Origin of the sequence: Phaeodactylibacter luteus, from assembly GCF_007993045.1 — a bacterium.
GTDB lineage: Bacteria > Bacteroidota > Bacteroidia > Chitinophagales > Saprospiraceae > Phaeodactylibacter > Phaeodactylibacter luteus.
Map to the genome: position 1 here is coordinate 1 of NZ_VOOR01000008.1, position 11,563 is coordinate 11,563.

At 52.9% G+C, this 11,563-nt stretch carries 11 protein-coding genes; 9 read left to right on the forward strand and 2 right to left on the reverse strand.

The window, feature by feature from the left end:
* The 3 genes from FRY97_RS05265 to FRY97_RS05275 form a co-directional block, all read left to right on the forward strand.
* The coding region (locus FRY97_RS05265; RefSeq protein WP_147166393.1) for an RNA polymerase sigma factor at positions 1–318 on the forward strand (318 nt) is incomplete at its 5' end.
* Positions 319–320: 2 nt separating this feature from the next.
* Positions 321–617, forward strand: a complete 297-nt coding sequence (locus tag FRY97_RS05270; protein ID WP_147166394.1) for a hypothetical protein — start codon at positions 321–323, stop codon at positions 615–617.
* A 63-nt stretch (positions 618–680) separates the two neighbouring features.
* Positions 681–1,490 (forward strand): mechanosensitive ion channel family protein, encoded by an 810-nt coding sequence (locus FRY97_RS05275; RefSeq protein ID WP_147166395.1) that lies wholly within the window; start codon positions 681–683, stop codon positions 1,488–1,490.
* Positions 1,491–1,832: 342 nt separating this feature from the next.
* On the opposite strand, the gene FRY97_RS05280 is transcribed toward FRY97_RS05275, so the two are convergent.
* Entirely contained in the window at positions 1,833–2,564 is a 732-nt protein-coding gene (locus FRY97_RS05280; protein ID WP_246141574.1) for a glycoside hydrolase family 25 protein, read from the reverse strand.
* Between the two features lie 198 nt (positions 2,565–2,762).
* Here FRY97_RS05280 and FRY97_RS05285 point away from each other — a divergent pair, with 198 nt between their 5' ends.
* Entirely contained in the window at positions 2,763–3,965 is a 1,203-nt protein-coding gene (locus tag FRY97_RS05285; RefSeq protein WP_147166396.1) for an aspartate aminotransferase family protein, read from the forward strand.
* Between the two features lie 2 nt (positions 3,966–3,967).
* On the opposite strand, the gene rpoN is transcribed toward FRY97_RS05285, so the two are convergent.
* Positions 3,968–5,467 (reverse strand): RNA polymerase factor sigma-54, encoded by a 1,500-nt coding sequence (gene rpoN / locus FRY97_RS05290; protein WP_147166397.1) that lies wholly within the window; start codon positions 5,465–5,467, stop codon positions 3,968–3,970.
* A gap of 372 nt (positions 5,468–5,839) precedes the next feature.
* On the opposite strand from rpoN, the gene FRY97_RS05295 reads away from it, so the two are divergent.
* From FRY97_RS05295 to FRY97_RS05315, 5 genes are all read left to right on the forward strand, one after another.
* The gene (locus FRY97_RS05295) at positions 5,840–7,636 is read left to right on the forward strand and encodes an aminopeptidase P family protein (RefSeq protein ID WP_147166398.1); all 1,797 of its coding nucleotides are present in this window, start codon (positions 5,840–5,842) and stop codon (positions 7,634–7,636) included.
* Between the two features lie 23 nt (positions 7,637–7,659).
* Positions 7,660–8,709 (forward strand): 23S rRNA (adenine(2503)-C(2))-methyltransferase RlmN, encoded by a 1,050-nt coding sequence (gene rlmN / locus FRY97_RS05300; RefSeq protein WP_147166399.1) that lies wholly within the window; start codon positions 7,660–7,662, stop codon positions 8,707–8,709.
* Between the two features lie 12 nt (positions 8,710–8,721).
* The gene (locus tag FRY97_RS05305) at positions 8,722–9,099 is read left to right on the forward strand and encodes a DUF2237 family protein (protein ID WP_147166400.1); all 378 of its coding nucleotides are present in this window, start codon (positions 8,722–8,724) and stop codon (positions 9,097–9,099) included.
* 118 nt (positions 9,100–9,217) lie between these two features.
* Positions 9,218–10,636: a TonB-dependent receptor gene (locus FRY97_RS05310; RefSeq protein WP_147166401.1), complete on the forward strand. Its 1,419-nt coding sequence runs from the start codon at positions 9,218–9,220 to the stop codon at positions 10,634–10,636.
* Between the two features lie 10 nt (positions 10,637–10,646).
* Positions 10,647–11,477, forward strand: coding sequence for a M15 family metallopeptidase (locus tag FRY97_RS05315; RefSeq protein ID WP_147166402.1), 831 nt, complete (start codon positions 10,647–10,649; stop codon positions 11,475–11,477).
* Positions 11,478–11,563 lie beyond the last annotated feature (86 nt).

Genomic DNA, 11,563 nt, shown 5'->3' on the forward strand with positions numbered 1-11,563 from the left:
ATTGACTTTCTGAGGAGGAAAAAAAAACAACAGGACCTCTTTGCCGATGAAGTGGACAATGCCCCTGATTTAGCAGAAGAGGAAATTTCTGATAAAATAATCCTGGAAATAGAACTGACCCAACTGCAGCAGGTATTGGAAAACATCCCAACAAGTGATCGGATGGTCCTTCTAATGAAGTACCAGGACCGGATGTCCATAAAAGAAATAGCAGAAATACTAGACAAAACGGAAAGCGCTGTGAAAATGAAAATTAAAAGGGCCAAAGCAAAAGCCCAAAAAACCCGGGAAGAAATCTTTCCGGAGCAATTAGTCTAACAATGGCACAAGAACTTAATAACTTTGAGCAGCTTTTGGAACAGCAGGCGAGAAACATCGACCCTGTTCTGCGGAAGCAGACGGAGGAAGGCTTGTTCAAAACCTTCAACTCCCTCAGACTGCTTGGGCAGCTCATTGATATGTATGTCCCCAAAATGGTGGACGTGCTGATTGCAGCTACTGGAGGGGAAGAGGGGCGGCAGGAGGTAGCAGCTCAGCGTACAGTGCCTCCTAACCTGGGGCCTGATGGCCCAGCACATGGCCCTGCCACCGCAGGAGAAGACGATAACCTCCGATAGCTCCCAAATACTAACCTAGGCAAAAGTTATCATTCAACCAATCCTGTTTGAACCCTTGTTATCATGGAACTTAACCTTTGGAACGTACTCGAGGAACTGTTGTCTGGTTTTGCAGCGGTCATCCCCAATCTGCTCGGTGCTTTTGCTATTCTGATCATTGGGCTCATCATCTCCAAAATCGCCTCCAAGTTTGTCCGCCGCATCCTTGTCGCGGTGGGCGCAGATAAGCTTGCAGAGCGGCTCAACGAAATCGAAATGGTGCACAAAAGCAAAATCAAGCTAGTGCCCAGTGCTTTCCTCTCTAAAATTGTCTACTACTTCCTGCTGTTCATCTTCATTGTAGCAGCTACGGATGTCCTCAACATGCAAGTCATTTCTACCTTGATGGGCGACATCCTGAACTATGTGCCCGTTATCATCTCGGCTATGGTGGTCCTCGTCATCGGGCTCCTGATTAGCGATTTTCTTAAAAACATAGTCAAGACCACATGTGAGTCTTTGGCCATACCCGCCGCCGGGCTCATCGCCAATATTGTATTCTACTTTCTCTTCCTGAATGTCGCCATGATTGCGCTCTCACAGGCAAAAATAGACACGGAATTTATCCAGGACAACCTCTCTATCATTCTTGCTGGTATTGTGTTTGCATTTGCCATAGGTTATGGCTTTGCGTCTAGGAATATCGTGGCCAACTTTCTGGCTTCCTTTTACAACAAGGGGAAAGTCAAAGTGGGGGATAGGGTAGAAATAGATGGCGTAAGCGGTAAGGTTGTGGGCATGGACAGCTCTTCGATGACCCTACAAGCGGAGGGGAAGAAAATTTTGGTCCCGCTGAGCAAGCTCACCTCGGAGCATATTACCATAATTGGGTAGGTGCATGGGGCATTGCCCTTTGGCGAAAATCAGCATATTGCTGGCGTTTAAGCCTTTTCGCCTTTGTGGTGGCGTCGGACTAGCGCTGCGAAGGGGTGTGAAGCCCGATAGGGCCGAGCGGATAGCGAGCCCCGTAGCATAGCGGCCCCTGCCGACAGGCAGGGGAAGGCCCCCAAGAAAACGGCAATCGATCGGGGCTTCGCCCTGGCCAGCTGTCAGCCTCCAATCTGAGATAGACGATTTCGCCGGCAGTGGCTGTAAGGCTCCATCTGTGGGGGAGATAGCTCTTCTCCTGTATGGGGCCATTTCGGTTTGCCGCCAGCCGATCGGGAAGTGTGCCCGCTAAGGAAGCTTGGAGGGGTGTGCTTGAGATAAGACCGGGCGGTATTGTATGCAAAGGCTGTCTAAGTCTTCGAGGCTGCCTCTGAAAACATTGAAATCAACTGGGCCGTCGATGCCTGACAGCTCTCCACGGTTGCCGTACTGCCAAAAATGCCAAGGCTGTTTGTCGCTCAAGCTCGGTTGGAAAGGGGCGTAGCGGGCGATCCACAAAGGGTACTCTTCAAAGTGGCCGGCCAGGTATTTGTTATAAAACTTGAGGTTGGTGTAAATGATGGGCTTCACACCGTAATGGATTTCAGCCAGATAGAGCCAAGTCAATACGCTGCTGACCAATTGCACCCGGGTGGCCCCATCTAGCACTTCCACGTCGAGGACCGGCGGCAGGTCGCCCGGCTCAAGCTTGACGCCAGCCTGAAAGTTCATGGCTTGTTCGTGCACAGGCGTTGCCGGGCGAAAGAAATGATAAGCTCCCCGCTTGATACCAGCCTGTTTGGCCTCTTCCCAGTTGGAGCAGAAAAGGCTGTCGGTCAGTGTCATGCCTTCGGAAGCTTTGATAAAAGAAAAGTGGATGCCAGCGGCTGCAACGGCTTCCCAGTCTATATGCCGCTGATAGTGGGATACATCAATGCCATGCACTTCAAACCCGTGCATCCGCTGTGTAGGGAGTTCACAGCCAGAGATCAGGCCGATGGCCAGCATCAATAAGCCGTATGTTATTCTTCGCAGGTGCAATGCTAGTCGCTTTTTGTGCTTATTCCCGATAAAATTACAAAAGGGAGCCGCTATCCAGGGCAGTAGGGAGTATTGGCGCCCAAAATTGTCAGTTATTTTCCAGCTTTCTGTTATTTAGTGCTCCTTTAGGCTTAAACTACAGGCAACCTGCCCGGGCTAATGGCGCAGCCTTAGGCTTTAACTAAAATTATTCTGCCGATGAACCTCAGACAGCTTTTTCTCCAACATGTAGCTCAGACTAGTGCTTTCCCGTTGATGCTAGAGATAGAACGTGCATCTGGCATGTATTTATACAGCCCGGATGGGAAATCTTACCTGGACCTTATCGCAGGCATTGGGGTAAGCAGCCTTGGCCATTGCCCGCCCCCGGTTGTGGAAGCGGCCAAAGCTCAAATGGACCGCTATCTGCACACTCTGGTCTACGGAGAGTTTGTCCTTGCCCCCCAGGTAAAGCTGGCCTCCCTGCTGAGCGAGCAGCTGCCTGCTCCCCTTGACAGCGTCTACTTTGTCAATTCTGGCACAGAAGCCACAGAAGGGGCGATGAAATTGGCCAAGCGCTATACCGGGCGGGCGGAGATAGTGGCCTGCAAGAAAGCTTACCATGGCAGCACACAGGGCGCAGCCAGCCTGATGTGGCCAAAGGATTTTACCCAAGCGTTCCACCCGCTATTGCCCGGCATCCGTCACATCGAGTACAATTGTGAATGGTGCCTGCAGCACATTACAGCGCAAACCGCAGCTGTCGTTGTGGAAACCGTGCAGGGAGAATGGGGCGTAAGGAAACCCCTGCCGGGGTATCTAAAACAGCTCCGGAGGAGGTGCACGGAGGTAGGCGCCTTGTTGATCTTTGACGAGATACAAGCGGGCTATGGCCGTACCGGCACCCTTTTTGCTTTCGAACAGTACGATGTGGTACCGGATATCCTGCTCTTGGCCAAAGGGATGGGCGGGGGCATGCCTATAGGGGCCTTTGTGGCAAGCAGGGACGTCATGCTGGCCCTGTCCGAAAAGCCCATTCTCGGGCATATTACCACATTTGGCGGCCACCCGGTAAGCTGCGCAGCAGCCTTGGCGACGCTGGAAACGTTGCTGAAAGAGCATTACATAGGGGAGGTCAAAGCAAAAGAGGCTTTATTCTTGGAGCTGCTGCAACACCCGGCGATTGTGGAGGTCCGAAGTGCAGGCCTTTGGCTGGCCGTCGAGCTGCCCAGCTTCGGTTTTGTGCAGCGCGTCATCGGCCACTGCTTAGCGCAAGGCCTGATCACGGATTGGTTTTTGTTTAATGACCGCTCCTTGCGCATTGCCCCTCCCCTGATCATCACTGCAGAGCAGATACAATGGGCTTGCGAGGTCATTTTGGATGGCATTGCAATAGCAGAGCAGGAGAGCCGGCAGGGGTGAGGTCACAGCTCCTTCCGTAGCCGGGCCACCGGGATGTTCAGCTGCTCGCGGTATTTGGCAACGGTGCGCCTTGCAATATTGTAGCCTTTTTCCTCAAGCGCTTTTTGCAGCTTTTGGTCCGAAAGCGGCTTCTTCTTGTTTTCCTGCCCAATCAAATCTTCAAGGATCTGTTTGACTTCGAGGGTAGAGACCTCTTCTCCGTCTTCTTTAGACAAGGATTCAGAGAAAAACTCTTTCAGCCGCTTAGTGCCAAACTCGGTTTGGACAAACTTGGAATTGGCTACCCGGGAAATGGTAGAAATATCCAGCCCCGTAATGTCAGCGATATCTTTTAAAATCATTGGCTTCAACTTGGTATTGTCGCCAGTCAGGAAAAAATCATACTGGTACTGCAGGATGGCGTACATGGTGCGGTACATCGTATCTTGCCGCTGCCGGATAGCATCGATAAACCACCGGGCGGAATCAATTTTTTGTTTGATGAACATTACAGCCTCCCTTTCCTGTTTGTTGCTCCGCCGGCCGCTAGCTTTTTGTTTGTATGCCTTGAGCATATCTTGGTACTGATCGCTTACGCAAAGGTCGGGCGCATTGCGGGAGTTGAGGCTGAGCTCCAGCTCTCCATCCCGGTTTTGGATGATAAAGTCCGGCACTACATATTGGTTGTTGCGGCTTTGCCCACTAGAATAGCCGCTTGCAGGCTTGGGGTTGAGCTTGATGACTTCTTGGATGGCCCCTTTCAGGTCTTCGGTGCTGATATCGAGCTTCCGTTCGAGCTTGTCGTAGTGTTTTTTGGTAAACTCATCAAAATGGTTGCGGATGATCTGAATGGCCAGGTCGAGGCTTTCCCGTTCTTCAAAGTCCAGGAAATCTTCCTCATCATCGAGCTCTGCCCGGATTTCCAGCTGCAGCAGGAGGCACTCTTGCAAGTCCTTGGCGCCTGTGCCCGGCGGGTCAAAGCGCTGAATCAGTTTTAGCAGTTCCCTGACTTCCTCCTCAGTGGCGAAGATGTTCTGCGCGAACATCAAGTCGTCGATAATAGCATCGGGCTCCCGGCGAAGGTAGCCGTCGTCATCTATACTGCCGATGATCTGATGAGCGATGGCCTCTTTGCGTTCATCGTCTAATTCTAATAGGCCAACTTGTTGTTCTAAGTGCTCATGGAAAGAGCTTTCTACAGCAACTGGGACCGTTTTATCCTCTTCCTCGTTATTGTAAGTGCCAGATTGTGTTTTGTAGGTCGTGGGGTCGTCCTCAATATAATCGTTCAGATAGTCGTCGAGCTCAAATGGTTCATCTTCGTACTCTGCCCCATCATCTGCTTCGGACAGCTCGGCAAACTCGTCCCGCTCTTCACCTTCCTCCAAGGCCGGGTTGGCTTCCAGCTCTTCCTTTATGCGCTGTTCCAGGGTAGCTGTAGGGATCTGCAGCAGTTTCATGAGCTGAATCTGCTGAGGGGACAGCTTCTGTAGCATTTTTTGGCTTAGGCTCTGCTTAAGCATATGCACGGGTTTTCGCCTTGACCTTGCGGTTGCATTCAAACTGCAAATCGGCTGCGGCTTGTTGTTTGGCCCGGCGCTGATAGTGCCCGGGGCTAATCATTTACTGGCGTGTTCAGTTGTGTTTGTTTACAGGTGCCGGCTCAGTTGCCTTTTGGAGCAGGATCAGCAGGCTCTAAAGGTTAAAGCGAGCAGGCGGCGGCCTGGCATCGATAATGGCCAGCCTGCTGTTGCGGGCAGATGCAGGGCAAACCCTAGCGGTTTAGCCTACTACGTTAAGCAAAATGTGTATATTTTGCAAACGCTCAGCACCGTTAAGGAGCCGGGGGGATTCAAGTCCAAATATCAACGAAATTGTAATATTTATCAAAAAATATGCCAGAAAATATTTCCGCATCTAAATTGTCCCGTTTCAGGGAAGCAATGGCTGGCTTAGGCCTGCAGGCTTATATTGTGCCCAGCCAAGACCCTCACCAAAGCGAGTACGTGGCCCCGCACTGGCAAACGCGCAGCTGGCTGACAGGCTTTACCGGTTCAGCTGGCACAGCGGTTGTGACAGACAGCCACGCTGGCTTGTGGACAGACTCCCGTTATTTTTTACAGGCCGAGCAGGAGCTGACAGGCTCTGGGTTCAGCTTAGAGAAACTAAAAGTGCCGCATACGCCCGAGTACTTGAGCTGGCTGGCAGGCCATCTTCCGGCAGGTAGCCGGATTGGGGCAGACAGCCGCTTGCTTTCCCTGGGGCAAGCGAGGGCGATGCGCCGCTTCTTTGAGCCACATGGGCTGGAGCTGGCCTTTGAAGACGGGCTTGTCGATAAAATCTGGGCTGGGCGCCCTCCGCTCCCCAAGGAACCGGCCCGGCTGCTGGCAGAAGACCTGGCCGGGCAGCCTGCAAGGGAGAAACTTGATGCCATACGGCAGCAAATGGGCGGGGTAGATTACTATCTGGTTACTGCCTTGGATGAAATCGCTTGGGCGCTGAACATCCGGGGGCAGGATGTCGATTACAACCCTGTAGTGATCAGTTATCTGGTGATCGGGCAGCGTAGCGCACACTGGTTCGTTGACCCTGGGAAAGTGGATGCCACAGTTGAGGCTGGGCTGTCCAAATCGGATGTTTCCGTACACCCTTACGAGGAGCTGGCAGGCTGGCTGTTGGAGCTTGAGGGAAAGGCAAGGGTTGGCTACGACGCTGGTGGGCTGACTGCATTTTTGTACGGGCTCCTGCCCGCTGAGCAGTGGGCTTCACTGGGCAGCCTGGTAGCCCCGCTAAAGGCTATACGCAACCCTGCCGAGCGGGCTAATCTCAAAAAGGCAATGCGAAAAGACGGCGTAGCCCTGCTCCGCCTGGCCCGCTGGCTTGAGCATACCCTGGCCGAAGGGGAAGAGGTGACAGAATTTGAGGTTGGGCAGAAGCTGACGGCATTCCGGGCAGCTCAGCCCGGGTATCAGGGCGATAGTTTTGGGGCTATCGTAGGCTATCAAGGCAATGGAGCTATTGTACATTATAGCGCGAAAGCGGAAACCGCTGCTGCCATCCGCCCTGAAGGGGTGCTGCTCTTGGATTCTGGCGGGCAGTACCTGGAAGGTACGACGGACATCACCCGCACCTTTGCACTGGGCCCTGTCAGCGGTGAGGTCAAAGACCGGTATACAAGAGTGCTTAAAGGGTATATAGGGCTGGCGCGTGCCGTATTCCCGGAAGGGACAACCGGTGTGCAGTTGGACATCCTGGCCCGGCAACACTTATGGGCAGCTGGGCTGAACTATGGGCATGGCACCGGGCATGGGGTCGGGCACTTTCTCAACGTACACGAAGGCCCGCAGAGCATTACGCCAAACCCGCGCAGCCCCAAGGGGCAGCAGCCTATTCAAGAAGGGATGCTGCAGTCTAACGAGCCGGGGTATTACGAGCCCGGCGCATTTGGTATCCGGATCGAAAATCTAGAGCTTTGTGTCCTCCGGCAAGAGGGCAGCCACGGCCGTTTTTTGGGCTTTGAGCCCCAAACCCTTTTCCCCATAGCTACTGATCTGGTGGACAGAGAAATGTTGGCACCGGAAGAAGTAGCCTGGCTCAACGAATATCACGCCCGGGTGTTTCAGGAGTTAGCCCCTTTGCTCAATGAAGAAGAACAACATTGGCTGAAACTGGCCTGTAGGCCTCTGGCCTAAACCCGGGCACAACCAACCAGGATATGAGTGCAACAACAGATAAGGCGGATATACGCAAAATGAGCCTCAGCGATGTAGAGGCTGCTGTCCTTGCTATGGGCGAAAAGAAATTCCGCGCTAAGCAGGTGTACGAGTGGCTCTGGAAAAAAGGGGCTCGCTCTTTTTCAGAAATGACCAACCTCTCCAAGCCATTCCGGGAAGAGCTGGAAAAGCACTACGCGATCCATGCTATTGCAACAGATCAGGTACAACGGAGCCTGGACGGCACCATCAAGTCGCGTTTCCGCCTTCACGATGGGCACTTGATCGAATCGGTCCTTATCCCTGTGCCGGCTGATAACCGTTATACGGTATGTGTGTCTTCTCAAGTAGGCTGCAGCCTGAGCTGTACCTTTTGTGCTACCGGCCGGATGAAGCGCCTGCGCAACCTCGATGCCGCTGAAATTTACGATCAGGTTGTCATGGTCAATGCACAGTGCGAGGAGGCCTTCGGGCATCCCCTCACCAATATTGTCTATATGGGCATGGGCGAGCCCCTTCTGGCTTACAAAAACGTCTTAGAGAGCATTGATCGGATCACCTCGGCGGATGGGCTCAATATGTCGCCCCGGCGGATAACGGTGAGCACTGCGGGCATTGCGAGAATGATCAAAAAACTGGCCGATGACGCGGTAAAGGTCAACCTGGCCCTCTCCCTGCATGCTGCTGACGATGTGAAGCGGAATGAGATTATGCCGATCAATGAGCAGAACAACTTGGATACCCTGATGGAGGCGCTAAAGTATTACTACGAACAGACGCGCAACCGCATCAGCTATGAGTACATCGCTTTTCAGGACTTCAACGATTCTATTGACGATGCCCGGCTCCTGGCCCGGCTGTGCAAGCCCTTTCCTGTAAGGGTCAATATCATTGAGTACAACCCCATTGATGGGGCGCCTTTCCGTAAGGCTACAGAGCACCGCATCGACGACTTTGCCCGCTACCTGAGAGAACAGGGGGTGATGGTGACCGTAAGGCGTAGCCGGGGGAAAGATATTGATGCAGCCTGCGGGCAACTGGCCAATAAGTAGAAAACGGGAGTTATGAGCAATCAGCCGCTTAATGTTCTTGGTGAGCCGCTACAGCTGTGCTGCAGCAACCCTATGACTGGCTTTTTCAGAGATGGCAGCTGCCGGACGGGCCCTGAGGATTTGGGCACGCATGTGGTGTGCGCACGCATGACAGCAGCTTTCCTAGAGTTTACACGGTCGAGGGGCAACGATTTGAGCACGCCTCGGCCAGAATATCAGTTTCCTGGCCTTAAGCCCGGCGATCGGTGGTGCCTGTGCGCCCTGCGGTGGCGGGAAGCCTGTGAGGCAGGGTTTGCTCCACCTGTAGAGCTCGGTGCCACTCATGCCAAGGCGCTTGAATGGGTCAGCCTTGAGCTGTTGCGCGCCCACGCTGTCGATAAGCTCAATTAGTCACTGTCCACCCTATCCCTTTTACTGCAGGGTTTCCGGGCAGGCAAAATATTTGATACTTTTGAATGCCCGTTGCCAGGGAAAGCGGGCAAGGGGCTTATAAAAACATACACTGCTCATGCGCCAATTACTCGAGACCGAACAAAAAGCACTGGAAATCAACCTCGATCCTTCTATTTATGGAACCTTCGCTGAGATTGGGGCGGGGCAGGAGGTCGCCCGTTATTTTTTTCAGGTGGGAGCAGCAGCAGGGACGATCGCCAAGACCATGTCCGCTTATGACAAAACTTACTCCGACCAAATTTATGGAGAGGAGGTCTCCGGGCGCTATGTATGCGAAGCCAGGCTCTACAAGATGCTGGACCACGAGCACAACCTTATGCGCTCCCGCTTGCGCAATGAGCGCCCCGACACCAACTTCTTCGTTTTCGCAGATACGGTAGCAGCCATCAACTACCAACGGACCATCAAGGGCAATGGCTGGCTGGGTATCCGCTTTCAGCTCCATCCGGATGGCGGTACGAACAACCTTGTGCTCCACGTGCGCATGCTCGACAACGACAATCAGCTGCAGCAACAAGCGATTGGCATCTTGGGCGTCAACCTGATTTATGCCTGCTTCCGTTACAATCAAGACCCCGAGGTGATGCTGCAGTCCCTAATGGACAGCCTGCACGGGAGGGTGAAGGTAGATATGGTCCGCTTGACAGGTCCCGATTTTGCAGATTTGGACAATCGCCTGCTCAGCCTGTGGATGGTCAAAAACAAGCTGACGGATGTCGCTATGTTTGGCCCTGACCGGCAGAATGTCCACGCTTCGGAGTTTCTGTACAAGAAGCATGTTATGTTGGTAAGGGGCAGCTTTAGGCCTGCTACCTTGGTCAACCTAGATATGATACAGGCCAGCTATCAGCAGTTCCGCAACGAAGCAGATACCGACCCCCGGAAAACCTACCTCATGACAGAGATCACCCTGGACAACCTCTGTAGCCAAGGGGAGCTGGACGAACAGGATTTCCTCGACCGGGCAGAGCTGCTCAACGCCCTTGGGCAGGCTGTTGCCGTTTCCGATTGCCAAAAGCATCAGAAGATGGTCGCTTACCTGTCAGATTATAAAGTACAGCGCTTAGGCTTTGTGCTCGGCGTGCGGGAGCTGCTCGAATTGATCAACCAAAAGTATTATCAAAACCTCGATGGCCGGCTGCTGGCAGCCTTCGGGCAGCTTTTTACCCGCAATGTGAAGTTCTATGTTTATCCTGCTTTGCAGGAGGGCAGCGGTGAATTGCTCAATGCCCACAATCTGCCTATTCCGGAAGGTGTGAAATTCCTTTACAAGCATTTGCTGGACAACCGGCAGATTGTAGACGTTACAGGGTTCAACCCCAACGTCCTGCACATTTTTTCGAAAGAGGTCCTGCATATGCTACAGACTGGGCAGCAGGAGTGGGAAAGCATGGTGCCGGCGCAGGTGGCTAGCCTGATAAAAGAGAAATACCTCTTCCGCTATCCGGTAGAGCAGATTCAATTTGATTATTAAGCAGTACGATATGTGCCATACAAGAATAGCGCTCCTGCCCCTGATGTTGCTCACCGGCTTGTTCTTGGGCAGTTGCCGGCAGAGCAATCCGCAAAAAGACCAAGCACCTTCTACAGCAGAGGCCGTTGATTCCGTGCCGGCGCTTTCCGCCCCTAAAAGGGACAGCTTTGGCTTGGATTACGTTATGGGGAAATTCGAGCCGGCATCCCACCCCGACTTTACGCCTATTGACGCTGCGTATGCAGACCGGAATGGGCTGTACATGAGAAAGGATGCCTATCAGGCTTTTCTCCGGATGCACGAGGCGGCCAAGGCTGCAGGCCATAGCCTGGTAATCCGTTCCGCAGCTCGCAATTTTGACTATCAAAAGGGGATCTGGGAGCGCAAATGGACCGGCGACAGGAGGCTATCTTCTGGCGAAAATGCTGCTGAAGCCTTCCCCGATGCAAAAAGCCGCGCCCTTGCTATATTGAAGTACAGCTCAATGCCCGGCACATCAAGGCATCATTGGGGGACCGATATTGACCTGAACGCCTTCAATAATGATTATTTTGAAAAGGGGGAAGGGGCAGAGCTGTATCAATGGCTGGCTGCTCACGCTGCTGAATTTGGCTTTTGCCAGCCTTATACGCCAAAAGGAGATGAGCGGCCGTATGGCTATAATGAGGAGAAGTGGCATTGGTCCTACCTGCCTGTTGCACGGCCTCTCACACAGCTCGCAAAAGAAGCCCTTAGGGATTCCATGATCTCTGGTTTTAAGGGGGCAGAAGCTGCGCCCGGCATTCAGGTCGTCAGCCGTTATGTACTTGGCATTAACCAAGATTGCCTCTATGAGCGGTGATTGCTATGTCACGAAATTGGCTTTTCGGTGTGTTTTCAAGGTAGATATGGGATAATTTCAAGGAACAATTTAGAGATTTGCCCACG

Coding starts and splice junctions, on each gene's coding strand:
- FRY97_RS05270 (WP_147166394.1), top strand. CDS start 321: ATGGCACAAGAACTTAATAACTTTGAGCAGCTTTTGGAACAGCAGGCG.
- FRY97_RS05275 (WP_147166395.1), top strand. CDS start 681: ATGGAACTTAACCTTTGGAACGTACTCGAGGAACTGTTGTCTGGTTTT.
- FRY97_RS05285 (WP_147166396.1), top strand. CDS start 2,763: ATGAACCTCAGACAGCTTTTTCTCCAACATGTAGCTCAGACTAGTGCT.
- rpoN (WP_147166397.1), bottom strand. CDS start 5,467: ATGCTTAAGCAGAGCCTAAGCCAAAAAATGCTACAGAAGCTGTCCCCT.
- FRY97_RS05295 (WP_147166398.1), top strand. CDS start 5,840: ATGCCAGAAAATATTTCCGCATCTAAATTGTCCCGTTTCAGGGAAGCA.
- rlmN (WP_147166399.1), top strand. CDS start 7,660: ATGAGTGCAACAACAGATAAGGCGGATATACGCAAAATGAGCCTCAGC.
- FRY97_RS05305 (WP_147166400.1), top strand. CDS start 8,722: ATGAGCAATCAGCCGCTTAATGTTCTTGGTGAGCCGCTACAGCTGTGC.
- FRY97_RS05310 (WP_147166401.1), top strand. CDS start 9,218: ATGCGCCAATTACTCGAGACCGAACAAAAAGCACTGGAAATCAACCTC.
- FRY97_RS05315 (WP_147166402.1), top strand. CDS start 10,647: ATGTGCCATACAAGAATAGCGCTCCTGCCCCTGATGTTGCTCACCGGC.